The 26,369-nt window shown below is 43.9% G+C and carries 21 protein-coding genes and 1 tRNA gene; 10 read left to right on the forward strand and 12 right to left on the reverse strand.

The features are described 5' to 3' along the window. Nucleotides 1-14: 14 nt before the first annotated feature. The 6 genes from pta to PROVALCAL_RS07260 form a co-directional block, all read right to left on the reverse strand. The gene (gene pta, locus PROVALCAL_RS07235; RefSeq protein ID WP_006658523.1) at nucleotides 15-3,248 is read right to left on the reverse strand and encodes an autotransporter Pta; all 3,234 of its coding nucleotides are present in this window, start codon (nucleotides 3,246-3,248) and stop codon (nucleotides 15-17) included. A 464-nt stretch (nucleotides 3,249-3,712) separates the two neighbouring features. Continuing rightward, complete coding sequence (locus tag PROVALCAL_RS07240) at nucleotides 3,713-5,083, reverse strand: class-II fumarase/aspartase family protein (protein WP_039861734.1); 1,371 nt, start codon at nucleotides 5,081-5,083, stop codon at nucleotides 3,713-3,715. Nucleotides 5,084-5,094: 11 nt separating this feature from the next. Next, nucleotides 5,095-6,651, reverse strand: coding sequence for a PTS transporter subunit EIIC (locus PROVALCAL_RS07245; RefSeq protein ID WP_006658525.1), 1,557 nt, complete (start codon nucleotides 6,649-6,651; stop codon nucleotides 5,095-5,097). A 281-nt stretch (nucleotides 6,652-6,932) separates the two neighbouring features. After that, complete coding sequence (locus PROVALCAL_RS07250; protein ID WP_006658526.1) at nucleotides 6,933-7,673, reverse strand: MurR/RpiR family transcriptional regulator; 741 nt, start codon at nucleotides 7,671-7,673, stop codon at nucleotides 6,933-6,935. Between the two features lie 312 nt (nucleotides 7,674-7,985). Beyond that, nucleotides 7,986-9,431 carry a glycoside hydrolase family 32 protein gene (locus tag PROVALCAL_RS07255; RefSeq protein ID WP_006658527.1) on the reverse strand — a complete coding sequence of 482 codons (1,446 nt, stop codon included), beginning with the start codon at nucleotides 9,429-9,431 and terminating at the stop codon, nucleotides 7,986-7,988. Beyond that, on the reverse strand, nucleotides 9,428-10,693 hold the full coding sequence (locus PROVALCAL_RS07260) for an MFS transporter (protein WP_006658529.1): 1,266 nt from the start codon (nucleotides 10,691-10,693) through the stop codon (nucleotides 9,428-9,430). The genes PROVALCAL_RS07255 and PROVALCAL_RS07260 overlap by 4 nt, the downstream gene beginning before the upstream one ends. 253 nt (nucleotides 10,694-10,946) lie before the next feature. On the opposite strand from PROVALCAL_RS07260, the gene PROVALCAL_RS07265 reads away from it, so the two are divergent. Together PROVALCAL_RS07265 and PROVALCAL_RS07270 are read left to right on the forward strand one after the other, a co-directional pair. Then, entirely contained in the window at nucleotides 10,947-11,942 is a 996-nt protein-coding gene (locus tag PROVALCAL_RS07265; protein WP_006658530.1) for a LacI family DNA-binding transcriptional regulator, read from the forward strand. Between the two features lie 28 nt (nucleotides 11,943-11,970). Continuing rightward, nucleotides 11,971-12,894, forward strand: a complete 924-nt coding sequence (locus PROVALCAL_RS07270; protein ID WP_006658531.1) for an aminoimidazole riboside kinase — start codon at nucleotides 11,971-11,973, stop codon at nucleotides 12,892-12,894. 111 nt (nucleotides 12,895-13,005) lie between these two features. Here the strand turns inward: PROVALCAL_RS07270 and PROVALCAL_RS07275 are convergent. From PROVALCAL_RS07275 to PROVALCAL_RS07285, 3 genes are all read right to left on the reverse strand, one after another. Next, a tRNA-Phe gene (locus PROVALCAL_RS07275) sits at nucleotides 13,006-13,081 on the reverse strand. Nucleotides 13,082-13,206: 125 nt separating this feature from the next. After that, on the reverse strand, nucleotides 13,207-13,779 hold the full coding sequence (gene dicD, locus PROVALCAL_RS07280) for a division control transcriptional repressor DicD (protein ID WP_409371734.1): 573 nt from the start codon (nucleotides 13,777-13,779) through the stop codon (nucleotides 13,207-13,209). 191 nt (nucleotides 13,780-13,970) lie between these two features. After that, nucleotides 13,971-14,264 carry a helix-turn-helix domain-containing protein gene (locus tag PROVALCAL_RS07285; RefSeq protein WP_006658533.1) on the reverse strand — a complete coding sequence of 98 codons (294 nt, stop codon included), beginning with the start codon at nucleotides 14,262-14,264 and terminating at the stop codon, nucleotides 13,971-13,973. A 535-nt stretch (nucleotides 14,265-14,799) separates the two neighbouring features. Here PROVALCAL_RS07285 and PROVALCAL_RS07290 point away from each other — a divergent pair. From PROVALCAL_RS07290 to PROVALCAL_RS07325, 8 genes are all read left to right on the forward strand, one after another. After that, nucleotides 14,800-15,951, forward strand: coding sequence for a glycerate kinase (locus PROVALCAL_RS07290; protein WP_006658534.1), 1,152 nt, complete (start codon nucleotides 14,800-14,802; stop codon nucleotides 15,949-15,951). Nucleotides 15,952-16,084: 133 nt separating this feature from the next. Further along, on the forward strand, nucleotides 16,085-17,083 hold the full coding sequence (locus PROVALCAL_RS07295; RefSeq protein WP_006658535.1) for a 3-oxoacyl-[acyl-carrier-protein] synthase III C-terminal domain-containing protein: 999 nt from the start codon (nucleotides 16,085-16,087) through the stop codon (nucleotides 17,081-17,083). Further along, nucleotides 17,080-18,087 (forward strand): NAD-dependent epimerase/dehydratase family protein, encoded by a 1,008-nt coding sequence (locus PROVALCAL_RS07300; RefSeq protein WP_006658536.1) that lies wholly within the window; start codon nucleotides 17,080-17,082, stop codon nucleotides 18,085-18,087. Before PROVALCAL_RS07295 ends, PROVALCAL_RS07300 begins: the two co-directional genes overlap by 4 nt. Beyond that, the gene (locus tag PROVALCAL_RS07305; protein ID WP_006658537.1) at nucleotides 18,084-18,884 is read left to right on the forward strand and encodes an MBL fold metallo-hydrolase; all 801 of its coding nucleotides are present in this window, start codon (nucleotides 18,084-18,086) and stop codon (nucleotides 18,882-18,884) included. Before PROVALCAL_RS07300 ends, PROVALCAL_RS07305 begins: the two co-directional genes overlap by 4 nt. Next, nucleotides 18,881-20,158 carry a F390 synthetase-related protein gene (locus PROVALCAL_RS07310; RefSeq protein ID WP_039861735.1) on the forward strand — a complete coding sequence of 426 codons (1,278 nt, stop codon included), beginning with the start codon at nucleotides 18,881-18,883 and terminating at the stop codon, nucleotides 20,156-20,158. Before PROVALCAL_RS07305 ends, PROVALCAL_RS07310 begins: the two co-directional genes overlap by 4 nt. Next, nucleotides 20,083-20,769, forward strand: a complete 687-nt coding sequence (locus PROVALCAL_RS07315) for a phosphatase PAP2 family protein (protein WP_226890344.1) — start codon at nucleotides 20,083-20,085, stop codon at nucleotides 20,767-20,769. Before PROVALCAL_RS07310 ends, PROVALCAL_RS07315 begins: the two co-directional genes overlap by 76 nt. Further along, nucleotides 20,766-21,890, forward strand: coding sequence for a sterol desaturase family protein (locus PROVALCAL_RS07320; RefSeq protein ID WP_006658540.1), 1,125 nt, complete (start codon nucleotides 20,766-20,768; stop codon nucleotides 21,888-21,890). The genes PROVALCAL_RS07315 and PROVALCAL_RS07320 overlap by 4 nt, the downstream gene beginning before the upstream one ends. Continuing rightward, nucleotides 21,877-22,983: a fatty acid desaturase family protein gene (locus tag PROVALCAL_RS07325; protein WP_039861736.1), complete on the forward strand. Its 1,107-nt coding sequence runs from the start codon at nucleotides 21,877-21,879 to the stop codon at nucleotides 22,981-22,983. Before PROVALCAL_RS07320 ends, PROVALCAL_RS07325 begins: the two co-directional genes overlap by 14 nt. Nucleotides 22,984-23,013: 30 nt before the next feature. Here the strand turns inward: PROVALCAL_RS07325 and PROVALCAL_RS07330 are convergent, their stop codons facing one another. From PROVALCAL_RS07330 to PROVALCAL_RS07340, 3 genes are all read right to left on the reverse strand, one after another. Continuing rightward, nucleotides 23,014-24,135, reverse strand: coding sequence for an SPOR domain-containing protein (locus PROVALCAL_RS07330; RefSeq protein WP_006658542.1), 1,122 nt, complete (start codon nucleotides 24,133-24,135; stop codon nucleotides 23,014-23,016). Between the two features lie 68 nt (nucleotides 24,136-24,203). Further along, complete coding sequence (locus tag PROVALCAL_RS19875) at nucleotides 24,204-25,439, reverse strand: hypothetical protein (protein ID WP_006658543.1); 1,236 nt, start codon at nucleotides 25,437-25,439, stop codon at nucleotides 24,204-24,206. A 155-nt stretch (nucleotides 25,440-25,594) separates the two neighbouring features. Continuing rightward, the coding region (locus tag PROVALCAL_RS07340) for a fimbria/pilus outer membrane usher protein (RefSeq protein WP_006658544.1) at nucleotides 25,595-26,369 on the reverse strand (775 nt) is incomplete at its 5' end.

The raw sequence follows: 26,369 nt of genomic DNA on the forward strand, positions 1-26,369 counted from the left end.
TTCAATCTATTGTATTAGAAGTTAATTTTTAATGTCGCATTCACACCACTTGAGTTGACATCACTGTTGTATTGACCTTGGTAAGATACGCCGAGAGTCGTCGATTTGTTCAGTTGAGCATCAATACCTAAGCCAATTCCAAACAGATTATCCAGCTTACCGCCACGGATTTTGGCTTCGCCAGTATCTGATAAGAACAGCATGGCTTCAGGGCGATTATCACCAAATAAGTGGCTGGCTGAAACATCGCCTTTCAGGGCTAAATTAACGTTACCCGCGGCGAATGGGTAGCCACCACGTAAACCGACAGTACCAACTTGGATATCTTGGTTGTCAGTTTTAGTGGTGAATTGCATATTACCCACTTGTTCATGCAGATTGTCACTGGTGACATGTAACCAGTTAAATCCAGCATAGGGTTCAATCGAATATTGATCATTATTCAATTGGGTATACGCACCTTCCACGAAGAGTTGAGTAATTTTCGCATCATAGCTGCTGGAGTTGTAACCTGAATCTTGACCAACCCATAATGTGCGTTTCGCATCACGATCTTGGTTAGTATGTGTGACACCATAATTAATGGCAGCAACATTCTGGATATTAGATACACCGTAGGCACCGACATGCAGGTCATTGCTGTCAATTTTACCGTACTCATGGGCTTTATATTTAGATGAGCCTGCCCCGAAGAACAGCCCCGCTTTGGTATGTGAGGCAACATCAATTTCTGCACCGACTAATGCCGCGTAGAAATCGGTATCCATATTGCTGTAACCATAATCAAGGTTGCCCCATTGACCAACACCTGTCATCCAGATGCGTGCATTGCTATTTTCAAGGTTAGCATAGCGACCATGACCGATCCCGATTGCCTGATCTTTCACTGTTCGAGTTAGACCTAAAACGTTAACCACACTAGCCGTGTTAGCATTGAGGTACATATCACTACCTAATGATTGATAGGTATGACGAAGATCTTGTGCGCTCATTGGTAGCGTTGCATCAAATAGCTGACCTTTAGCGTTATTTTCTAGTACGTTAGCAATTGAACGACCATTTTCATTATTGGCAAATGAAGCAAATGAGGTATCCGCTTTTTTGCTCAGAGAGCCTGTAATGGTGTTGTCTTTGACAGAAACCTCTTTTTGGAATAAGGCATAGTCATTATTTACTGCATTAGGTGCGGCATTCGCGAGCATTTTTGACTTAGCACGGTTGTCAGCTAAATTATCAGCATTCACAGTACCTTGTACGGTATTGTCATTGAGATAAACGTCTTTCAGTTGCCCAATGTTATCCGCAGCAATATCCAGTTTAGCCCCTTGATTTAAGGTCATATTCCCAACATTTACATTGTGACCTGCGGTGACTAAATAGGTACCGTTGTCGTTGATGTTGATATTGGCTTTATGGCTTTCATTGGAGACTAACTGACCTTTTTGAGTAAACTGGTCATTATAGTGATTGAGTACGCTAATTGTGCCGCCATTGACGTTCACATCAGCCGTGCCAAATGACTCAGTGAAACCGAACAGTGAGCCTTGTTTAACTGTTGTGCCGCCACGGTAGCTATTGTCACCCGTCATTACCAGCGAGCCTTCACCCGTTTTGACTAAAGAACCATCGTATAAACCCGCATCGATTTTTGCTTGAATAGCATCGGCACGTTTTTGGTAATACTCCTGACGCCATTTTTTAGCCTCTTCTTTGTCAATAATATGCGAGGTTGGATCTGGATTACCGTCATTTACCACAAAATCGGTACCCAGATTGTAATCGCCACCTGCATCAATGCCATTGGCTTTATAGTCAGCGAGCCAAGCCAGATCTTCTTGCTCACGTTGATCAAGCGCTGCTTGGGTAATGTCATTGCTCCACACATCAAGTGGTACGGCATCTAACTGGTATTCGAATTTACCTAAGAACTGACCCGGACCATACATGCCTTTTTCTAAGTCAGGGGTACCCCAACCATAGCGCTCATCGGGTACGCCATCAGCGGATTTCCAGTCTTTATAGAGGCTACCATCTGGGTTATAACGGTTAGCGGTCGTGAACATGACATCACGCACTTGCAGAGCATTCATGGATTGGTAGCGGGACATCAAAACACCCATGGCTCCCGTGACATGTGGTGCAGCCATTGAGGTGCCACTGAAAGTATCCCAACCTGGATTACCATCGGCATCGACGACACTGGAATAGATATAACGACTCGGTGCAACCACGGTCCACCATTTGGCGTTGCCCGCTTCGTTGAACATACCTTCAATTTCATAACCGGTCTTATCTGCGGTCTGTTTTAAACCCGCAACGGCAATCCAATGTTTCTCAGCTTGTGGATTGAAATAAGGGTAGAGAGGGCGGTAGTACGGGTTTTTAAAATCACGGTTACCTGTCGTGAAGACTTGTACCACATTGGTATCTTTCACTGCATCATAGGCGGCATCCACAAAGGATGGATTATCTCCATAGATTTTTTTGAAGTAAAAATATTCGTATTCAGTTTGTTGAGTGGTATCTACGGGTAAATGCACGCTAGTATTACCACCATCCGGTCCGACGGTTTTACCAGCATCAATAATTCTTGGGTTAGTTCCCCAGCTGTTATTGATGACTTGAGCGCCCGCATCGACCATGGCTTTCCAGCCAGTATAGAAATATTGGTAGTCTTGATAAGGTCCGTAGTTGTTGCTATCGGTAGCGCCGGTATTGCCCACATAGACATCCGATCCCCATGCAACTCCATGCATGCCTTCACCATCTCGATTCGCGCCAACAGTACCTGTAACGTGTGTGCCGTGAGTATCATTCACGCCTTTGATCCAATCGCCAGTCACATCGAAGGCTTGGCCTTTTTCATAGTGACCGCCTAATTCTTGTGGGTAACGCATACCTGTTGAGCCGTACTCACCTTTGGCTTTAACGGCGTGGAAGCGGGAACCACTCAGTTCTTGGTGAGATAATAACGCACCGGAGTCCATGACTCCGATTTTAGCGCCTTGTCCATGATATCCCAGCGCGTATGCACTAGAAGCATTCATGGCGGCTAAGCCCCAATCATTTTTATATTCTTGGCTTTCCCAACTATTTTTATCACCGAGTTGCCCAGTTTCAGAGTAAGCCAGTGTATAACCAGAAAATAATAGAGCAGAGGTAATAATCGAGAGTTGGAAAATATTTTTATTTATTACAGCTTTATTTTTATTGCGTGAAGATACAGCGAATTTTTGTGCTTTGTTCATTCTGATACCTTTATTATCAATAAATAACCATCATTAAGAATCAAAAACAGAATCGCTGAGATAATCTATTTTTTCTAAAAATAAATACTTGAGCGTCATCGCAAAGTTTTATCATTTATCCATAAAGTAGATTTATTGACTGGCTAATCACAATAAAACCAGATTAATGGCACGTAAAAAGAACAAATAAAATGACAATTTCATGTGGGGAATTAAACTAACTTCTGCTTTTTCATCATGAAATTAAAATTTGAATATATTTTTTTAGAATAAATCAAGAGTGGCAACAATTTAGCTTTATTTATTAACATGCGTTTTTTATTAATGGATTTAAGTACGACTACTTAATTAAAGGTAATTAATTATTTTCTATTATTTAGCAATATTCATATTTTTATAACCAAAAAAAGCCCCCATTTTTTCAAATGAAGGCTATCTTTAAAATAAAATTAGGAAGCTAATAATTACTTATAAAGCTTTTTAATTTCTTGTGCGGCTGCAAAACCACGTTTTGCTTCTTTTTCTGCAATTTCAACGGACAGACCAATGTAAGAACGAGGGTCTAGCATGGCTTTGATTTCATCATTGCTAAAAGCGTCTGTGATAGTTTTGTTTTTGGTCAGGTTAGTATAAAAATCCTCACCATCCGCCGCAGTTTTGATGGCTTCTTCATACAGTAATGAGTGCGCTTTATCTTTACCCAGCTTCTCTGCCATTTTCATCATCACGTATTCAGTATTATCTAACCCTTTGTTTCTAAGAACGTTGTGTAACATTCTCTCTTCGTGAGGCACTATCGTTCTAGAAAGCTCTTCAGTTCTTAACAGAATTTCCGTCGTGAGCTCAAGTGCTTCTTCGATGAGTCCATCAAATAGCATGTAAGAACTGCTATCACCTTCATACGGTCTAACTGCGGAGTACATTCCAACACTCGGTAGTGAATACAATTTCTGGGAGTTAGCAATAATCCCTTTCGCCAGTTTCGGGTTGATTTTGTGTGGCATGGTGCTGCTGCCCACGGTACCTTTGGTGAAGCCTTCAGACACTTCCGCAATTTCTTCCAGTGTCGTGCTGTAAACTTCTTCCCCGATTTTATGGCAGATATTCGCCATCAGCGCTAAGTTTGCCATGTACTCGAGTTTATGGGTACTTAGGTTACGCGATGGTACTTCCATTGCGTGCATGCCGGTCAGTTCAGCAACGCGTTTTTGCACTTCTAAACCAATGCCCGGCATAGAGTTAAATGCACCTACAGCACCGCCCATCATGATGGTAAATACGCGCTTTTCACACTCTTTCATTCGTTGGTAGCAGTCGATGAAATCGCTGATCCACACGGACACTTTGTACCCGTAAGTAATTGGGATAGCGTGGCGCCCATGAGTTCTACCCGGCATCACCATGTGTTTCGTTTTTTCAGCAAGACCTGATAAGTTCTCGATGATCTCACTTAACAGCAGCATAAATTTATTATGGACTGTTTTCATCATGTACAGCTGCGAGCTTTGCTGAATATTTTGGGTGGTAATGCCGTAATGGATGTATTTACCACTCTCTTCAGAACATGCATTCACCAATACTTTTAAGAAGGGAACGAAGCCGTGCCCAATTTTTTGGTAAATGCGGCTCATCTCTACAAAATCAATGTTCTCAATAACCGCTTTTTCTTTAATTTCATCGGCCGCTGACTGGGGGATGAACCCCGCTTCAGCTTGCGCTTGAGCTAACATGGATTCAAACATCAGCCAAGTATTGTATTTGGCTTCATCCGATAACAGGGCTTTTATGCCACGGTCATCGATAGTTTTACTCTTAGAATCATATAAGGCTCTCATCATATATCCTTTTATTTCTTCATGAACTCATCAACAGCGTTGCGAACAAATTCAACTTTCGGTCCATACACTACGTGGACGTGGTTTGCCGATGGAAAGAAGAATGCGGTACATCCTGATTCCAACATTAAATCTTTATCAATTTTATTCACTTCTGCGACATCAATACGCATACGGGTAATACAGTTATCTACGTTACGAATGTTCTCTTTACCGCCTAAGGCTTCAACAAGGATCTCGGCGATTTCGCCATAACGTTTTTCTTTAATTAAAGTATTTTTCAGGTTGCTAGACTCTTCACGACCTGGAGTTTTGATATCAAATTTGATAATCGCCCAGTAGAAGATGAAGTAAGTCACCACCGCTAAACCGCCACCAATCAGCACTAAGAATATCCAGTTAGTGTGTTCGTACAGCAGGCCGAAGATAGTGAAGTCAAACACGGTTCCACGGATATACCCGATAGCAACGCCAGCGAATGACAACAACACTGCACCAATACCGACGATGATGGCATAGATTAAGTACAGCAGCGGTGCGATAAACACGAAGGTAAATTCGAGCGGTTCGGTAACGTTACCGAGCATTGCGGTGAGCACCATGGTCACCAACATTGATTTAACTTCAGCGCGGTTCTCTTTTTTCGATGTTTTATAGATAGCTAATGCAATGGCAGGGAACAGGAACAGCGTCACCAGCATTTGTTGCTGCGCCATAAAGCGCGTCAGGCTTGGCATCATTGCCCAGTATTCACTACTTGGACCTTGCTTAAATAACACTTCTGTTAAGGCTGGAACGACACCGACAAAGGTCTGTCCATCAATAACATAGGTACCACCAGCTTCGGTAAATCTAAACAGAACGTTCCAAACGTGGTGTAACCCGAATGGAATAAACAGGCGTTCACCCCCTGCGGTAAAGAATGGACCGACAGGACTTAGGAAAACGGCAGAAAGCTTCATCAAGCCTTGAACTAATACTTCCCAGATAAACGGTAATGTTCCTCCGACCATGATCATTAAACCGACCATGATAATCGCAACCGATTTTTTACCTGAGAAGAAAGCGAAGGCGGTTGGCAGCTCGAGGTTATAGAATTTATCGGTGGCCCATGCACCAATTAACCCTGTAATAATCCCCCCAGCGGCACTGATGTTTAAGGTTTGAATACCTAAAACCTTAATCTGTCCTACTTGACCCATAATCGCCGGATCCGCCAGTTTACCGGTGAGCACCAACCAAATATTCATGGTGATGATCAACGAAAGGTAACCCACAACGGAGGCGAAGACGGCGATTCCTTTATCGCGCTGACTCATTCCATACGCGACCCCCATGGCGAACAGTAATGGAATATTGTCGAAGATAACGCCCGCAATAGAACGGATACTGACAAGTAATGCGTTAACGGTTTCATTGCCGAGGAAAGGGAATCGAGCAATCATGTAGGTTTGAACTAATGCACCACTGATCCCCAGTATCATACCAATTGGAGCCAGAACCCCGATTGGCAGGAGCAGTGTCCTACCAAAGCGCTGGATTGACTCACCAAACTTTCTTTTAGCCATATTTTTTCCTAATGACGAAGAATTATTGAAATTAACTGGAATACTAGCACTGGGTTTTTTAAATGAAATGATGTTACGGTTTTAAATATTATCTCAGGTCATGCTTTAAGACCTAGGTCATTTAAATAAAGTAAATCTTTAAAAATCATGTTGATAATGATTTTCTTATCAATGTATTAGGGATTTTTTAAATAAATAATTATTTTAAAAATATCAAAAATAATTGAGTGAGGCGTAATTAACTAACTTTAAGCTAAATAAAAGAGAATAGAGGAACGTATTTACAGTAGATTTTCTAATTCATTAATAAGTAAATCTACCAGAATAAAAAATCCGGTTCTCGATTTTGAATCATCGCGTTTGGTGTCATAACTGTCGGCAAAGCAGAAAAGCGTGTTATTCGCATATGCGGTGAGTTCATTGGTATGAAAGGCGGTCATACTGATGATATTGGCTTCTTTCAGTTGAACGATTTTGGCGGTTTCGATGATCTTTTTCGTACCGCCTGAAAGAGAAATAAAAATGACAGTATCATTTTGGTTAACCAGACGAGTAAAGGAGTCAGAAAGGTTGTAATCATTGATAAAAAAGCAATGTAATCCGAGGGAGAAGAGTAAATGCTCGAGATAATAGCCGACGGCTTTACTGGTTCCTCGTGCTACTAGGAAAATATTTCGTGAACCGTGCAATATTTTCGCACAGTCCCGAATTTGGTCTTCATTAATCAGCGTGAACGTTTTATGAATATTATTTTCGAGCTGCTTTTTATATGACGCTGGATTTTTTTTCTCAGCTTTATTCTGTGAGAGTATGTGATTATTAATTTGGAATTTTAGTTCTTTAAACCCACTAAACCCTAATTTCTGGGATAAGTTAATAATGACTGTTTTAGATACAAATGTTTTGGCAACTAATTCATTAATATTTAAGTAGGGAATATCGGCAATGTTATCGGTAAGATATTTTAATACTTTTTTTTCACTGACGGTTAAGTTGTCATAATTCTTTAGAAAATCCAGCATATCTCACCTGATCAATAGAGTATCAAAAGCCCATTTTAGTCTGGGTTCGCGTGTTATTTATGATGATATCGACACTGTGTGAAGTGAGCAAAAGCTCAACAGCGTTGATTATACGTTAAAGCCGTATTTTATGCAGGTTTTCCGAGATTTTTTTTGATGTGAATGACTTATAAGGTCGATAATAATACTTATCTATTTAAGCTAAGAATATAAAAATGAGACGGACCTCAACCAGAGTCTAAAAGATTAAAAACGCCTTGTGATAAAGCACATCACGAGGCGTTTTTGTTTATCCTAATTCCTGCTCAATCATTATTTGAGTTGCCAAAGCGTTCCTTCAGAAATAACCGCGCTGCCATGAGAAGCAAATAACATTAGCTTGCGCGCATTAGGCTGGGGATATATACGGCTAGACATTGTGGCGTCACCATCGTTGACAAAGACTTCAACGGAGGAGCGGTCAATAAAAATACGCAATGAAAGTTTATCGCTCGTAGGTAATGGAATGCTGCGATAACCGTCCAACTCATATTCTGGGTAGTGCCGCCAGAGCACTAAGCGTTGAGATTGGCTATCAATATACAGCTCTAATCCATCGCCAACTTTATTACCTAGCGCTATGCCATATCGTTCTGCATGGCTTTGGCGTATATCCCAAACGAGTTCTAACTCGATGGCGCTGGAATGGTCGAGTAACACTTCTGTTTTACTGAACGAGTGCGGCTTAATGGGTTGGCTCTGTTGGCGCAGTGAGTTGGCTTCAATCACTGGGCGTTGGCATAAATGCCCATCTCGTTCAAATAACTCGCGTGGTAAGGTTAAGCAGCCCGCCCAGCCTTCTTGTTTTGATGGCATCACTGATTCCCACATATCCATCCAAGCCATAATGACACGGCGACCATCCGCTGTAGTGAAGGATTGTGGAGCGTAGAAATCGTGCCCGTTATCTAGTTCAGTCAATTTTTGGCTTTGTATAAATGCACTTCCTGCTTGCCAATGACCTTGGATCACTCCTGATTGGAAGCGGTTACGATATTGATAGCCTTTGCTTTGTTGAATGCCTTGTGGGGAAAACATCAAATAGTGGTGGCTGCCACAAGGGAAGAAGTCTGGGCATTCCCACATATAGCCGCCATCCAGATCCGCATGTGCGAGGATCCTATCGAGCTGCCATTCTCGCAATGAACGACCTTTATATAGCAGCGTTTGTCCACAATTAGCGGCATCTCGAGCCCCCACCACCATCCACCAAGTGCCATTTTCTTGCCAAATTTTTGGATCGCGAAAATGCATAATGCCTTCAGGGGGAGTGAGAATAACACCCTGTTTTTCAAAGTGAATACCATCAGTGCTTGTTGCCAAGCATTGAACTTCGCGGATTGCGCTATCATCGCCTTCTTCTTTGAGCCATACATGTCCGGTATAAATCAGCGAAAGTACTCCGTTGTCATTCACGGCACAGCCCGAAAAACACCCATCACGATCATAGTCATCACCCGGTGCTAAAGCGATAAGTTGGTGCTGCCAATGGATCATGTCGTGACTTGTTGCATGACCCCAGTGCATAGGTCCCCAATCTGCACTCATTGGATGATGTTGATAAAAAGCATGATATAAGCCATCAAAATAGATTAAACCATTTGGGTCATTCATCCAGCCAGCAGGCGGGGCGAGATGGAAGTCAGGGTAATAAGTATTGCCACGCTGAGCTTTAAGTTGCTCGAGAGCAAACTGTGCTTGCTGAAGTTGTTGTTTCATAATTCCACCGTTTTTTTCGACGTTGTCATGGGGTTGCTGACGGTTGATGTGTTTTCTGATTGCAGAAGTACGCTAGAGATTATCGTCATGGAAATGACGATGGCGGCGAGGATCATATAAGTATCGGCGAAGCCTAATGTGTCATAGCCGTACCCTGCTAACGGGGATAAGAATGAAGCACACAGTGACGCCGTAAACTGGAAGCCGACTAAATAGATGGTTGCGGATAAGCGTTTATCAAATACAGACGTAATGTATTTAAATAATGAAATTAAGAGAATAGGAAGTTCAACGGCATGCAGTAGCTTCATGAATGAGATAGTGATGGCGTCATCGGCAAGTCCTGAACCCAAAATACGTAGCGCCATGATCAAACCACTTAACAATAGACCCCGTTTAGCACCGATACGATTTACAAGGAAAGGCGCTAAAAACATCCCGCCTGCCTCTAAAAAGACCTGAAGCGAATTTAAGTAGCCGAACATCTCATTGCCTTCATTTTGATTCGCAAACAGGGAGGCAAAATAGACTGGAAATTGTTGGTCGTAGACGTTATAAACACTCACACCACAGACAAATATTACTAAAGACCAAAATGAGCGCATACGTAAAAGTCCCAGCGCATCAGAGACAGTTAGCGATTGAGTTTTACCGAATTCAAGTTCGTTCATAGTATGAGGACGAACGTTACGTAAACGCCATAACAGAATGATAAACAGCAGTGCGCTGACAGACCCCATGGCGAAATTTAAGTTGGGATCGATATTAAATAACAGCCCAGCAAAGAAAGTGGCGCCCGCCCAACCCAGCGATCCCCACATACGGGCACGCCCATATTCAAAGCTCGCGATGCGGCTAACCCGTTCAGTGTAGGATTCAAGTGCACCGATACCAGCAAAGAACGTCGCTCCGACATAAATCCCTAACGCTGCGGCACCCGCAAAAATGTTCCATTTTAATAACGGAGTACAGACAAAAATAAACCAAGGTCCACTGATTAATAACAACCCACCCAGAAACCATAATAAATTTTTGCGTAAACCGAGTCTGTCCTGAATAAATCCATACAGAGGCTGTGCACAAAAAGCCGTTAGACTAATGACTGAAAAAATAATGCCGGTATCAGTACCCTTTAAGCCAATTTTTTGGCTGAGCCACAGAGAGACTAAGGAAAACACGGATGACCATGTCCAAAAGAATGTAAATAATAAGCCGCTTAATGTGAGATAGGCATGTATGTTAGCGCGTGTTTTTTTGCCCATAGCTATTCTCCTACTGTCAGAATACCTATATTGTTAATGTTAACATCAGCATTAGAAAAGAAGGCATTGTGCATAAATATGATGTTAATCACCAATGTTAACATTAACATTGGTGGTATGTGAGGGGTGTCACAGGTTTTTTATTATCACAATCATGTGGCTATTTTTTGGTTGATATACTCCGATGAAAAGACGTTGGATAAGTCATTTCATCGCTTAAGACACATGTCGAATTTAGAGCGCAGAGGGCAAAATGGTACTCTTAAAAGATGTCGCAAAGCTGGCTGGTGTTTCAATGATGACGGTTTCAAGAGCGATTAATAATCCTGAGAAACTGAAAAAAGAGACACTGGCGCGTATTCAAAAAGCAATTAGCGAAACGGGTTATACCCCTGACCTCTCTGCACGCATGATACGCGGTACGCGTTCAGGACAAAAACCGCGAACTATTGGCGTGTTAGCACTTGATACGGCGACCTCGCCATTTTCTGTCGATATTACGCTCTCTATTGAAGAAACGGCGCGTTCACATGGTTGGAATAGTTATGTTGTGAATATGCTAGAAGGTGATGATCCTGAAGCCATCGCGAGTCTGCTTTTTTCGCATCGCCCTGATGGCATTATTTATACGACAATGGGGCTACGGCAGGTTGAAATAACCAAGCACATGATGAAAGTTCCACTGGTACTCGCCAATTGTGAAAGTTTGAATGTACAGACTGCTAGCTATGTGCCGGATGATGAAGATGGGCAATATAACGCGGTTAATGCACTATTAAATGCAGGTTATCGTCGACCATTGTGTCTATATTTACCTGCCAATCATCCAGCGACTATCCGTCGATCTCTTGGGGTCAAACGTGCTTGTGAGGAGCATGGTATTCATGCCGACACGCTCATCCATCATTTTTTGATGATGGACAATTATTCGGATATTCCTGAAATCGTGCGTCAGCAGATCCACCATGGTAAAGCGAACTTTGATTCAGTCATCTGTGGAAACGATCGGATCGCCTTTATTGTTTATCAGATCTTGCTAGAAAGTGGATTAAAGATCCCAAAAGACGTGGCGGTGGTTGGCTATGACAACATGGTTGGGATCGGTGAATTATTTATCCCTCCGCTTTCAACGGTACAGCTTCCCCATTATGAGATAGGCAAGCGCAGTGCGTTGCATATCATTAATGGGGAGACACACCGAGATACCGTTTATATTTCATCGCCTTGGCTACCAAGGGATTCAATTTAATTTTTAACTATTATCTGTGGAGTAATTTATGACCGATAAAGTGTGGGTCCTTGGTGATGCTGTCATTGATCTGATCCCTGAAAGAGATGGTTGCTTATTACAGCTTCCGGGGGGAGCGCCTGCCAATGTCGCTGTTGGTATCGCTCGCCTTGATGGTCAAAGTGGGTTTATTGGTCGAGTGGGGAACGATCCATTCGGTCGCTTTATGCGCCGTACACTCGCACAAGAGAATGTGGATATCGCTTATATGAAGTTAGATCCACAACATCGCACATCGACCGTGGTAGTTGAACTTGATGACGAGGGGGAGCGGACTTTTACGTTTATGGTACGTCCTGCGGCAGATCTTTTCTTAGAAATTGAAGATTTACCCGTATTCCAGAAAAATGAGTGGTTACATGCTTGCTCTATTGCTCTTAGTGCTGAGCCGAGTCGTAGCACAACATTTCATGCCATGGAAATGATTCGCCGTGTAGGGGGCCGAGTGAGTTTTGATCCGAATATTCGAACTGACCTATGGCAGGATGAAACCCTGTTACGTGAGTGCTTAGATAAAGCGCTGACATGTGCATCTGTGGTGAAGTTATCCGAAGAGGAACTGTTTTTTCTAAGTGGTAAAACCGATATTCAGCAAGGTATTACACATCTTTCAGCGCAATACTCTTTTGATTTACTGTTGGTCACTTTAGGTAAAAACGGCGTGATGGCGTGTTGGCAGGGCAATATACTGCATTATTCGGCTAGGTCAGTCGTGGTCGTTGATACTACTGGTGCGGGAGATGCTTTTGTCGCTGGTTTATTAGCTGGATTGGCTGTCTATGGTTTACCCCATGATGAAAACACTCTTGGTATCATTATAGGGCAAGCACAAATTTGTGGTGCATTAGCCACGACTGCGAAAGGGGCAATGACGGCATTACCTTACCGTCAAGCGCTACAAAAGAGCCTTTAGTATGATTTTATTTTTATGGATATTGTGAAAATGCAGCAAGGACGGAACGATTTATCAACGTGATTTGCCAGAAAAGCAAAAACCCGCCACTAGGGCGGGTTTTTTAAATAGTGGTGCCCGGACTCGGAATCGAACCAAGGACACGGGGATTTTCAATCCCCTGCTCTACCGACTGAGCTATCCGGGCAACGGGGCGCATTAAACCGTATTAGGCTGTTCTCGTCAATGCATTTTTAATAAAAAAACCATTTTCGTACTGAGTGTTTTCTTTTTCGACAAAAAACGTCTGTTTAACGCGCGAGTGAGTTAAATTTAACTTAATGCGCCTTTTTTACGGCATAACGCGATAGTTAAAATATCTTCTGAAAGCTGTTGGGCAATTTCAACATCATTGACATCGCGATTAATCAACAAGCGATTCAAACAACCTTCTAAGACCAGCTCCATTTGATTGGCGACTAACTCGGCATCTTCAATATCTAATTCATCCAAGAGTTGCTTAGTAAAGTTGAATGAATTGGCTTTTTGTAGGCGGCTTAATTGGTGAATAGGATGTTCTGGGTCAGGGTAGTAGTTACAGGCAGAGATAAATAAGCAGCCTGGAAAGCGTCCTTCACGGACTTTCTCTGTGAGCTGTTGATAGCGTGCCATAAGCTTTAATTGTGGGCTTAGTCGCTCATCTAATAACGTCTGACGCTGCCATACTTCAATTTGTTGTCCATGATAGCGTAGAGCGTCATAAACGAGCGCCTCATCATCAGGCCAAAATTGGCGAAGGGTCGTAAAATCAGATTCAACTTCAGTCAATAAACTCTCTGTCGATGCGGATAACCCTTGTTTTTCTAACTGGTTTAACGCATGGCTTAAAATAGTGTCGCGCTGGATACTCATTGTTATCTCCATCACAAGATTTGCTGATTTTGCCATCATAGCAATGTTCAAAGTTGATTTATAGGCGTTGATTTTGTCACAGGTATGACGGTCATTGAGGGGAATTGAGGGAGAAAAGGACTGAAAAGAGGTAGAGAGGATGGCTCCTCTCTATACCTAACAAATTGTTTAGTAGAAAGTTATTTCTAGTTAAGCAATTTTCTCTCTATATCAATATCGATATGATAAAAATCGAAAATATTTTGTAAGAACTCATCAATATCGTGCTTTTTTAACTCTAAAGCATGCAAAATTCCCAAAAGATTTTGAATAGTAATCGCATTGACACCTCGCTCATAGCGAGAAATTTGTTGCTGGCTGATGCTTAAACGAGAAGCTAATTCAGCACCCGTGAGTCCAACAACTTTACGGCGGCGTTTGAGAAATGAACCAATATAGGTAGACACTTCATGATTATCGAATCGTTGGTTAGTTATCATGATCCCTCCATGCGAGAATGATTAAGACAATATTATTCAAAGATAATTAAATATTATTATCTTTAATGGGCGAGAGTAATCGAAAATTGACTAGATCAATTTGGGGATATTTAACCGCTAAGTTAAATTAATTACCAATATTTATGACGGATTGATAGGCTATTTTCGATAGTTAATAGCTATTTTAAGTACGCAAATCAAGAGTGCAAAATTAAAGTTGTGTGGATTTTTATTTTAATCATCTTTAGTTATTCAGTTTATTAAACTGGATTGTTGGTTTTTGGGTGGGTTTTTATTGTGATAAACACTGGCTTGTTTTTCATGGGAATAACGAGGAAAATAATAATGAAATATTAATTAAGACATGTGCTGTTACATTTATATATATGTTATTCATAAATATGTTTCGAGAGAAAGATTTATATTTACTTCGTCATAAATATATAGATTTGTTTATTGATTATCGATGTTATTTTAAATAGTTTATCAAGAATAATAATAAATATTAGAGATTGTAAATAAGGAATACAGATTAATGAAAATTATCATTGCACCTGATTCTTTCAAAGAAAGTATGAGTGCGGACATTGCAGCTCAGTCAATCATTCATGGTTTTCAACGGGTGTTTCCTGAAGCGGAATATGTGTTGTTACCTGTTGCTGATGGTGGCGAAGGAACGGTTGATGCATTAGTCGCTGCGCGGCATGGCAAAAAAGTGTCGGTGAGAGTCGCTAATCCTCTCGGTATGCCGGTGACGGCGCACTATGGATTATTAGCCGAAAGTCAAACTGCGGTCATTGAAATGGCGCAAGCCAGTGGCTTGATGTTAGTGCCTATTGAGCAGCGCAACCCGATGCTGACAAACAGCTATGGAACGGGACAGCTGATTGCGCATGCGCTTTCCCAAGGTGTTAAGCAAATCATTTTAGGCATTGGTGGTAGTGCGACTGTGGATGGTGGCGTGGGAATGTTGCAGGCTCTCGGCGTCAAATTTTATGATGAAAATCGGCAGCTGCTTGGGACTTCCGGTAACATTCTCCCGCAGATTGCTTATATTGATATTCAGCATATTGATCCACGCTTGTCCCATTGCAAAATTGACGTGGCTTGTGATGTCAGTAACCCTTTAGTTGGCAAGCAAGGCTCCGCGGCAGTTTTTGGTCCGCAGAAAGGGGCGACTTCAGAAATGATTGTGGAATTAGACAAGGCTCTGGATCAGTTTGCGGGTCATCTTCAGAATTTAACAGGAACGGATTATCGTTACCTTGAGGGCGGTGGTGCCGCAGGTGGGATAGCTGTTGCTATTGCTGCATTACTCGGTGGTGAGCTTAAATCAGGTATTGAGATTGTGATGGCGGCTTTGCAGTTTGAGCAACATTTGCAGAATACGGATTTGGTGATTATTGGTGAAGGCAGTATGGATGGGCAAACCGCAGGAGGAAAAGCGCCAATAGGTATTGCGAGACTGGCAGCAAAACACCAAATTCCAGTCATTGCACTGAGCGGAGTATTAGGCGAGGGCATTGAGGCGTTGTATCAAGAAGGTGTGACGGGAGTATTCAGTATTTTACCGCGCTTAGCCCCACTCAATGAGGTTCTCAAACAGGGTGCAGAGAATTTAGAGAACGCTGCTTTTAATGTGGCTAATGTTTTGAATATTGGTCGTCATTTGAAGAATAAAAATTAAAAAATTTACTGATGGAAAATATGGCGTTTTTTCCGATATTTATTTTATATGCACTTTTTCCGATACCATGTAGCGATGTAATTTGGTAAATGATGGGTTAATAAAGCAATAAACAAAAAAGAATAGGTAAACGATGCTTAACCCGACTACATTTGTCCCACTGAAAATCATCGCTTCTGGCATTGCATTGCCAGCCCATAAAGTTTTATCAGTGGATTTGGATAAGCAGCTGAATAAGCCTAGCGGTTATGTTGAAAAACGCTCAGGGATCCGCTGGCGCTATCATGCATCGAATAGTGATAGCCAAGCGGAGCTCGCCGCCGAAGCCATTCATGATGCATTAATTCGCCACCATATTGACCCGTCCACTGTTGACGCTTTAATTTGTGCATCAGCCATTCCTGTGCAAGCACTGCCTTGTAGTGCCGCACATATTTTGGCTCATAGTAAACTCTCTTCCGGTATTGCTTGCTTTGATATTAATGCCAGCTGTGTGAGTTACTTATCCGCGTTGCAAGTTGCTGGCGGATTGCTTGCGACTCACCAATATCAGCGAATTGCGATTGTCTCTGCGGATATCGCTTCTCGGGGGATCGATTGGGATCATGAAGAATCTTCCTTAATTTTTGGTGATGGCGCAGCCTGTACCCTCGTCGAACGTGGCGATGGGAAGAGCGGTATTTTAGCATTCCGTTTGGAAACCTATCCTGAAGGATTAGATCTCTGCGAGATCCGTGCAGGGGGGACACGCTGTAATCCGCGCTCAGGTATGGAGCCCAGTGACTTTTTATTTCACATGAAAGGCAAACCATTATTTAAGATGGCATCCGCCATGGTTGAGGATTTCATGCATAAAATACTCTCTCAAGCGGGAGTGAGTTTAACGCAAATTGATACAGTGGTGCCCCATCAAGCCAGCCATCTTTCCTTGGAGCATATGCGCAAGCGTCTTGGCGTGACGGCGGAGCAGTTAGTGGATATCTATGCAACGCGTGGTAATCAAGTGGCCGCCTCGATTCCTTCAGCGTTACATGACGCGATTATGACCGATCGTTTTTATGGAAAATCACACGTGATGTTGGTAGGAACGGCAGCAGGGCTGGCTTTATCGGCGATGGTACTTGTGCCATGAAAATTTTAGTCACCGGCGCAACCAGTGGGCTTGGACGGAATGCCGCTGAAACGTTGTTACGGGAAGGGCACGACGTGGTGGCTTGTGGGCGTGATTTGGCTGTCGGGCAGACATTGATGGATGCGGGAGCGACATTTATTCCCGTAGAGTTGGCACAGCTTACTTGTGAAGCTGCTCGCGAATTAATGGCGGGATGTCAGGGGGTTTGGCATTGTGCCGCGCTATCGGCTCCTTGGGGGGAGAAAAAAGCCTTCGAAGCAATTAATTGGTTGGCAACCAAAACATTGGCACAGACAGCGGCAAAAGAAGGAATTGAGCGGTTTGTGCATATTTCTACGCCCGCGATTTATTTTAATTTTACGCACCAAAATAATATTCGTGAATCAACGACTAACACGCAATTTGCGAACGATTACGCTCGAACTAAATTCCTTGCGGAGCAAGAGATTGCCAAGCTAGTTCCCGATTCTCCCTTGACCACTTTTGTGATCTTACGACCTCGTGGACTGTTTGGTGCTTACGATCGTGTTTTACTGCCACGTTTGATGGCTCAAATTCGCGCTCGTCACGGCAAACTTGTCTTACCGGCGGGAGGTAAAAATGCTTTTGACCTCACCTATGTCGATAATGTTGTGCATGCCATGTTATTAGCAACAGAAAAACCGCTAAAAAGTGGCTCGATATTTAATATTACGAACCATGAACCTCTGCCATTAGCCACAACATTACAGGCACTTTTTACACAAACTGGTACATCCTGCCAGATTAAATCTGCGCCTTATCCGTTGTTATATGCGGTGGCATTGGGTTTAGAAAAATGGGCGATGATACAGAAAAAAGAGCCGCTATTAACCCGTTATAGCCTTGGCGCTGCCTATTTCACGATGATTTTGAATAACGAACGTGCTCAAAATGAGCTCGGTTATACTCCGCGTTACTCGATGGCGGAAGGCATTGCACGTACAGCACAATGGTTGCAAGAAAATCAAGAGGGCGTTCAATGATGAATATTCGGGTATTTGAAGTTGGTTACTGTACCCATCCCGGCTGTGTTGCACTCAAAGGTGCCAGTATGAAAGCGTGCAAATTCCCTGCACGTGCATGGTTGATTGAAGGTCACGACCAACGTTGGCTGTTCGATACGGGGTATGCTGACCATTTCTATGACCATACCCGCGAGGGGATTATGCGGTTGTACCGTGCAGTCACGCCAGTTTATTTTGATACTCAGGATGCGTTAGTGTCCCAACTTAAGGCAGATGGTATCGAGCCTGCCGACATCACTGGGGTGATTATTTCTCATTTCCATGGTGACCATATTGCGGGATTGCGAGATTTTCCCAATGTCCCTTTTATTTGTTCTGGCGATGGCTGGGAGAAAACCCGAGGATTAACGGGTTTTTCGGCATTACGTAAAGCCTTCGTTCGGGGGCTGATCCCTGAAGATTTCGAAGGTCGGGCGCAATTTTATGAAGGTTTTGAACGTACCGCACTGCCTGAAGCGTTAGCTGAATTGGGGGATGGGTATGCCCTTAATACGGAGAAAACCGTAATAGCGGTGCCATTACCGGGACATGCCGCAGGGCATACGGGATTGTGCGTGGCAACGGATGACGGTTGGGTTTTGCTTGCAGGAGATGCGGCTTGGTCGCCGACGAATTATCGAGAGTTACGCGGTCCGATGGCGGTTGCCAATCTGATCATGGATGATAAACGTGCGTATTACGAGACGCTGAATAAATTACACCACATTGATAAGCGTCACATACCGATTCAACTGTGCCATGAAGGTGATTTGTGAGGCTGCTAAAAATTCTGTGGTATTACTGGCAAGCTCGCCGACTACGTTTTACCGATCGTGGGGTGCTAGAACGATATCAACAGAGACGATTATCGCGATTTACTCAGCGTTTTTTACGTCGCAGTCCCTATTTTTCGGCGTATTGTGAGCAAGCACTCACTCAATGGCCCGTGATGGATAAAGCCTTGATGATGCGGCATTTTGATAGCATGAACACTCAAAATCTGAAGGTTGATGAGTTATTCGCTTGCGCAAAACAGAGTGAGTTTTCTCGGGATTTCTCGCCAACAGTTGGGCAATTCAGTGTGGGGTTATCATCCGGTACTTCAGGTAAGCGCGGTATTTTTGTGGTCAGCCCTGACGAACAAGCTCGCTGGTCGGGAACCATGTTAGCCAAAATGTTACCCGATGGGCTATTTGCGGGTGAACGTATTGCATTATTTCTACGTGCAAACAATAACTTATATGAGAGTGTGAATAATCGTTGGCTCTCTTTTCAGTTTTACGATCTGCTCGGGGATTTTGATGAGCATCTCGCTGCGCTTAATGAATGGCAGCCTACTATTATTGTTGCTCCTGCACAGGTGCTAGTGGAAATTACAAAGCGTCAGCTACGAGGTGAGTGCTCGCTAACTCCGAAAAAAGTGATTTCAGTGGCAGAAGTATTGGCAGCGGATGATAAGGCATTGCTCCAATCAGTGTTTCTTGATGTCGGTGAAGTGTATCAAGCCACCGAGGGCTTTCTGGGGTGCACCTGTGCCCATGGAACGTTGCATCTTAATGAGGCTTTTTTATATATCGAAAAGCGATGGATTGATGAACGTCGATTTTCACCGATTATCACGGATTTTACGCGACAAACTCAGCCCATTGTGCGTTATCAACTCGATGATATCTTGGTTGCTAGAGAAACCCCATGCCCCTGCGGTGATGCACAACTGGCTATTGAACGTATTGAAGGGCGTAGCGATGATCAATTGGTCTTAACCAACCAACAAGGTGAGCCAATAACCCTGTTTGCGGACGCCTGTAACCGAGTGATATGCAATACTCTACCGGCTGAAACAGATTACCGACTTCATCAACAGGGGAAGTTATTCACCTTATCCGCGGACTGTGAGGAAGCGGCGCTCTTGGCGTGTAAGCAAGCACTAACTGACTACTTTGAACTGCAAGGTGCAGTGACTGAGCATCTTCAATGGCAACTCAACACGACCTTGCCCGTGACCATAATGGCAATCAAGCGTCGGCGGATCACGCGGGAGGCGCCATGATAACGTCGATGTCAGTATGGCAGCGAGTGGGGCATTTGTTATTAGGTTGGGGATGCGTTGGGTTTGTCTACTCCTTGACGGGGCATATTTATTCTTCCGCACATATTATTTCCCCCACCGTGATTGATGATGCCATCGGTTATTTGCCAAACTCAGTATGGCTCTATCTCTCTTTTTTCCTTTTTATTCCTTGTGGTTATCTGCTGAGTAATGCCGATAAAGTAAAGCCGTTAATGTGGCAGATGATCCTCTGTGCGGTGCTATCAGGTACGGTATACCTGATTTATCCAACTACAGCAGAATTTCCTCAAAATATAGGGAGTGGGCTGACTCAGCAGGCATTGGCTGGGTTATTACAGGTAGATACCTCACAAAATATGCTGCCATCTTTACATGTCTCTTTGACGCTCATTTCGTTAGTAGCGTTATGGCGACAAGGAAAATTGGCGCTAAATCTACTGTGGGTGTGTTGGGCGTTAGTGATTATTTTTTCAGTTTTAATGTTGAAGCGGCATCTGTTTATTGATGTGGTCGCCGGCATGATGTGTGCATGGATAGCGATAACCGTTGTTCACATACTGTCAGACAATCCGTCACGGAGAATGCAATGAATGAACTTACCTTTCCCATTATTTTTATGGTGTTGATCGTGATGGTGGAGGCACTGATTATTGCCCGCCAAAAACAGGTTTCATTTAGCTGGCAAGATGTGGTGTTTAACTTAAATTCCGGTCATATCATGTTATGGCTGTTCCGTGGATTAGAGCTATTTTGCTACGGATTTGTGGTGACACATTTTTCTTTTGGCGTTGTCGATAACTGGCCGACGTGGTTGGTCTGGTTGTTCACGTTGGTGGCTTGGGATTTAGGCTTTTATTGGCTGCATCGTTTGCACCATCGTTACCGTCTTTTATGGGCCGTGCATGTGGTGCACCATCAAGGGGAGCATTTTAATCTCTCGTTAGGGGTACGTAATTCGTGGTATTCCTCACTCACTTCGATTCCGTTCTTTCTGTTATTGGCGTTGATGGGCGTGCCGCTCACCGTCTTTATGACGGTATCTGTGCTTCATTACACCATTCAATTTTTTAACCACAGTGGGTTAATTCCCCGTTTTAAATGGTTGGAAGCGTGGATGGTGACACCGCATCATCATCGGGTTCACCATATTAAAACGGGCGGGTACGCCAATCGTAACTTTGGCGGCAGTTTCATTATTTGGGACAAGCTATTTGGGACGTTTTCTGAATCCCCTGAAACGCCGCATCAATACGGTATCGGCGGTGAAGCTGCTACCGAAAACCCACTGATTGACAGTAATCGCCCATTTTTGCGTATCTTGGGTGTGAAAAAAGTGAATAAACCGATCCATTCTCCTCGGTATCACACCGGAAAAATGAGGCTAGTGGGTGGGACATTGCTGCTGTTCACGTTGGTGATTGGCTATGTGTATCGCTATGGGTACGGTTTTAATGGAACGACCCTTGAGCAAGTTGGGTTATTCCTCCTTCTGGCGAGCGGGACTGTGGCGCTGTCAGGGCTATCTAGCGGTCAGAATTGGGGAAAATGGAGCTGGTTTGTGGTTGCCAGTATGATGGTGTTGTTGATCATGATGGCAGGATGGATAACGCCATTCTGGCTGGTGGCGAGCACACTGTTATGGCTACACAGTGTGTGTGTGCTCATCGGCATTGGATCAACTGTTGTGGATAGCGATGATGTACAAGCCTAGCCCATTACCTCCGCTGGCGTTTCGTCAGAAAGATGACCTTGCTTTCCATCGTGAGTTACAGCGAGCCGCTAACGGATACTTGCAAAAACGCGGGGAGCACCGCTTTGCGGATGGAAAAGCCTTTCTGAAAAGTGCGTTATTGGTTATTGCTTGTTTTAGCACTTATTTTGTTATGCTGAGTTCTCAAGGGAGTGTGGCTTTTTTTATTGGTTACCCACTGTTTATTTTCTTTGCCTTATTATTGGCGATCAATGTGGTGCATGATGCCTCTCATAATGCGGTATTTCAACGCGGATGGGCGAATCGATGGTTGAATTTCTGGGTGACAATTCCGCTGGGATTAGACCCTGATTGTTGGCGAGTTCGTCATATTCTTTTTCATCATACTCATACGAATATCCGTCATTATGATTTAGACATTGAAGAAAATTTTTTACTGCGCCAAACCCCTTATCAACGCTGGTATCCGTTTATGCGTTGGCAACATCTGTATTGGCCGCTGATTGCAGCAATGACGTTCCCCGCTCTGATTTGGGGATTTGATTGGTTTGATCGCTTTCATTTCACGCGGGTGGCACCCAAAATGCGCCACCAGGGCGCCAAAGGTATTGGTATATTTTTGCTAAGTAAAATGCTGCATCTTGCATTGGCATTATTATTACCGTATTGGGTGCTGTCCCCTTATGGCATCGGCATTGGCACACTGCTCGGGGTTTATTTACTGAGCCAGATGCTGGCATCACTGATTTTTGTGGTGCTGATCCTCGGAACTCACTGGGCGAAAGCCACTTTTTATACACCGCCAGAATCGGGACGAATGGCACAAGGATTTTATACTCATACATTTTCAACCACCTACGATTGGCAAACTACACCGACATGGTTGACTTATTGGCTCGGTGGGTTGAATTTACACCTAACGCACCATGTTTTTCCCAATTGGCACCATCGGCATTATCCCGCTCTTGCTAAGATTATTCAGCAAACCGCGCTGCAATTTGGTTTGGATTATCATTGTGTTGACGCCAAAACGCTGTGGCGTTATCAACAACAGTTTTTACGGCGGATGGGTGAGGGGGAAGGGTTTAGGTAAGCAAGATTCACTTACCTAAACATCGATATATTAATTCAGTTCAGATTGAACATGTTGAATGCTGCGCACCCACGGTTTATCCCGTTGAAACGCAGAAGGTAAATTGTGTATGGCGTGTTTGGCCGAGCGGATTGACGGGTATTCACCATACACGAGCACATACCATTGGCGGTTATTTCTGACGGTTTCATACACCAAATAATTACTCAATTTATGTCGGCGAGCTTGTTCATAAAGCCCTTCAGCGCTGGCAGCACTCCCTAGTTGTAGCGTGTAATGGCGAGAGGATACAGATCGAATATCGCCGCCTAAATTGGTGCTCTCAGCGGTTTTTTTTGTCGTGGGGATCGTGACTTCTATCGGCTTGCTAGGCATGTCGATTGGTATCGATTCTATCTGTTCAGTTTCACTTTTTTGTTCGGACGGGGGTAGCACGAGGGTAATGATCACTTCCGTGGGTTCGTCAGGCACAGTTTCGTCTATCACGGGAGGTAATTGTTGCTGGAGGTGGGCGTTATGTGCCGCGGCGAGCATCAGACGTTCTCGATACTGGGCAATAGGTTGCCATATTGTCGTCAGCGCATTTTGTAATGCCCGAATAGAGGTGTAAATTCGGTGCGGTTTATGGTTTTGCGATGCCTCTAGCAATGCATGGTTTTCCTTGGAAGATAATTCCATCGTGTCAGCTTGTGACTCAGGTTGAACGGGCTCCGTCATCGGAGAACGGACTAAGGAGTATGAATACTGTTGGCAAAGTTGTGCATTAAACTCATCTGCTGTGACACGCATTTCGTCCTGAATGTCATCTAACGCTTCTTGCGCCATCGCTCGCACTTCATTATTTGCTTTGATAGCTTTTTCCAGCCACCATATTGCACAGGCGGAGCTTTGAGCTCCCCCTTCTCCGGTAAAAAACAAAATCCCCAAATGATATTGACCGAGAGGGTAACCCTGCAAAGCGGATTGCTGAATATAGTAACGCCCTTTTGCGAGATCAACAGGGACGCCATCGCCATTGATGGATTGCACGCCGAGGTCGTGAATTTGCTCAAGGGAGGTTGAGGGTGTTACTGACAGTGCAGGGCGGCATAACAGCATTGGAAGCCCGATAAGCAGTAGCGTTAGAAAGCGGTGGCGGTGAGTTGCTATCATGAGATTCTTATCGTTGAAGTATATGGGCTTAGTGGTGTGTGATGAAAACCACTAAGCGGTGAGGTGGGTTATTCCCAGTCAATGGTGACGGTCGCAGAAGCAGAGGCGGCGCCGGATTTAAAGCCCTGCCCAAGTGCACAGAGGCTAAAACGGTAAGGGATTAAATTTTGACCGACAGTTAGCTCCCCCAAATTCACTTCGTTTGAAGGTGGGGTTTTACCTCCGGTACCAAAACTAGTACCGCCACTCTCACAGGGAGCAATAATTGATTTTATGGAGGCACGCACCGTGGCAGGAGCGAGTTCACCGGTAGCATCCATGGTCATTTTTAAGTCGTTTGCATATTCTTGAACATCCCCCTTAAGCGTCAATTTGGCAGGGGCATATGAATCACCGTCAGCAGTACAGTTGATTGTAAAATTCCCATCAACTGACCCTAAAATATCTTTGCGGTTCCCTCCTGGCGTGCCGGAAGTATTTCCCTCCCACTCCCAAATATTCACTTTTCCAAAATCAATCTTAGGTGGCGCGGAAACAGAGCAGGATAATGGAGGATATTTTACAGTCAGTGTTCCCCCCGCAGCAACAAGACCAGACAAAGCATACTTAGTGTCAGAAACAAGATATATAGCAGGGATATTGTATATGCCTGATTTCGCAGATTTATCCACATAGACCGCTAATTTTCCGTTAGTCAGGGACGTATTAACAGTAGCATTATCCCTTACTGCAGTATTGCTAGGCAGGCTTGCGCATAATCTCTGATTGTAGCCAGCGCTGCTGTTTGTTAAATTTGACATTGTGCCGTCAGCACTTAGGCTTGCGGTCGCTTCTGGTCGTTGTGGTACCGTTACAGTTAATGAACTTTTGAGATTACCTTGAGTAAAATACAAAATTATACCATCCGCAATTTTCATACCAACCTTCGGAGGTATTCCAAGGCTAGTGATATCAACAAAGCCATAACTAGAACTACCACAACCACTACTTATGTTAGTATCAGGAACTAAATTCCAGCGAAATGCCCAACCATTAGGGCCCGTACTATCAGTGGAGGCAATATGATTCCCAGTAATTGAGCGGGAAGCATTTGACCAGAAAGTCGAGCCAGACCCTATATAAACCGTCAGTTCTGTTGCCTGAGCTGAGTGTAATATTGCCATATTCATGACCATCGCCGCCCACATCAATCTCTTTCCCGATAGTAACGGATATGATTTGTCAGCTTTATATGACTGATAAATCGCTGACTTATTATCAATTTCGTGCTGAAAATCAGTTAAGAAATTATTATTCAGTTTCATTATTTTTACCTTCCAGGTCTTGGAAATATAACTAAGCAAAGATTTATTTTAACTATATTAAATAAGTGCTATTACGAAGATCTGATTCATTCTCATGTGTGAGCGAGCTATCCCTGCAGGTGTCTGTAGCCAGTATTTTTTATGATCTAATCGCATTATTTTTCTCCTGCTGGTGACTGTAACCAACGCGTTTTGGGTGGTGTTTGAGTGAATGGTGCGCTATTTTCCATCGGCATGGTCATCTGCTGAGCAGCTTCGGGTGTCGTCGTTGCCACAGGTTGAGCTTGCGGCTGCCCACTGACACAGCGATAAGACACTTGGCGGATAGGCATATCGGCGGAGACGTCCACATGGCGTAAATCAAAATTCACCTGACATTGCTGTGCGGTCGCGTCCCCCCACTTCACCAATAATTCCCCCGTTTCAGGTAACCCTGTGAGGTACACTTGCCCTCCATCCCCCACAATGCTGCTCATGTTGTCAGCACTGTTATCGGTTATTAAGGTGGCTATCGCCCCAAATGGCACAGACTTGGCACCCTGTTTTAAGGTCATTAACACTTGGTAGCCGATACGGGTACGGAAACTGGCTTTCACCACCGCACCTTTGGTTGGGTAAACGTTGGTATTGGATTGCGGCAAATCGACATTTTCAGGCAGCGTACTGGGGTCTAAACCAATGCTGTTTTTGTTATAGTCGGAGAGGTAAGGCGCCACGGCGTAGCCTCGCCAATCGGTCACGGCAGTACCGCCATTGACGCTGACACCCTCGGCGCCCGGTGCACTAATCAGGGCAACGGAATCGCCCATCGAACGGCTTAAGGTTAGCCCTTCAGAATGTAACAATACGCCACCACTGGCGTTCATATTGATGGATTGAGCATTATTGCTGTAGCTATAGCCCCCACTGAGACTGCCTTTATCGCCTTGA

The organism is Providencia alcalifaciens DSM 30120 (assembly GCF_000173415.1).
In the GTDB taxonomy this organism is placed as follows: domain Bacteria; phylum Pseudomonadota; class Gammaproteobacteria; order Enterobacterales; family Enterobacteriaceae; genus Providencia; species Providencia alcalifaciens.

Coding starts and splice junctions, on each gene's coding strand:
- PROVALCAL_RS07245 (WP_006658525.1), bottom strand. CDS start 6,651: ATGGCTAAAAGAAAGTTTGGTGAGTCAATCCAGCGCTTTGGTAGGACA.
- PROVALCAL_RS07295 (WP_006658535.1), top strand. CDS start 16,085: ATGCTTAACCCGACTACATTTGTCCCACTGAAAATCATCGCTTCTGGC.
- PROVALCAL_RS07265 (WP_006658530.1), top strand. CDS start 10,947: ATGGTACTCTTAAAAGATGTCGCAAAGCTGGCTGGTGTTTCAATGATG.
- PROVALCAL_RS07315 (WP_226890344.1), top strand. CDS start 20,083: ATGGCAACTCAACACGACCTTGCCCGTGACCATAATGGCAATCAAGCG.
- PROVALCAL_RS07300 (WP_006658536.1), top strand. CDS start 17,080: ATGAAAATTTTAGTCACCGGCGCAACCAGTGGGCTTGGACGGAATGCC.
- PROVALCAL_RS07290 (WP_006658534.1), top strand. CDS start 14,800: ATGAAAATTATCATTGCACCTGATTCTTTCAAAGAAAGTATGAGTGCG.
- PROVALCAL_RS07330 (WP_006658542.1), bottom strand. CDS start 24,135: ATGATAGCAACTCACCGCCACCGCTTTCTAACGCTACTGCTTATCGGG.
- PROVALCAL_RS07250 (WP_006658526.1), bottom strand. CDS start 7,673: ATGCTGGATTTTCTAAAGAATTATGACAACTTAACCGTCAGTGAAAAA.
- PROVALCAL_RS19875 (WP_006658543.1), bottom strand. CDS start 25,439: ATGAAACTGAATAATAATTTCTTAACTGATTTTCAGCACGAAATTGAT.
- PROVALCAL_RS07260 (WP_006658529.1), bottom strand. CDS start 10,693: ATGGGCAAAAAAACACGCGCTAACATACATGCCTATCTCACATTAAGC.
- PROVALCAL_RS07320 (WP_006658540.1), top strand. CDS start 20,766: ATGAATGAACTTACCTTTCCCATTATTTTTATGGTGTTGATCGTGATG.
- PROVALCAL_RS07255 (WP_006658527.1), bottom strand. CDS start 9,431: ATGAAACAACAACTTCAGCAAGCACAGTTTGCTCTCGAGCAACTTAAA.
- PROVALCAL_RS07285 (WP_006658533.1), bottom strand. CDS start 14,264: ATGATAACTAACCAACGATTCGATAATCATGAAGTGTCTACCTATATT.
- PROVALCAL_RS07240 (WP_039861734.1), bottom strand. CDS start 5,083: ATGAGAGCCTTATATGATTCTAAGAGTAAAACTATCGATGACCGTGGC.
- pta (WP_006658523.1), bottom strand. CDS start 3,248: ATGAACAAAGCACAAAAATTCGCTGTATCTTCACGCAATAAAAATAAA.
- PROVALCAL_RS07305 (WP_006658537.1), top strand. CDS start 18,084: ATGATGAATATTCGGGTATTTGAAGTTGGTTACTGTACCCATCCCGGC.
- PROVALCAL_RS07270 (WP_006658531.1), top strand. CDS start 11,971: ATGACCGATAAAGTGTGGGTCCTTGGTGATGCTGTCATTGATCTGATC.
- PROVALCAL_RS07325 (WP_039861736.1), top strand. CDS start 21,877: ATGTACAAGCCTAGCCCATTACCTCCGCTGGCGTTTCGTCAGAAAGAT.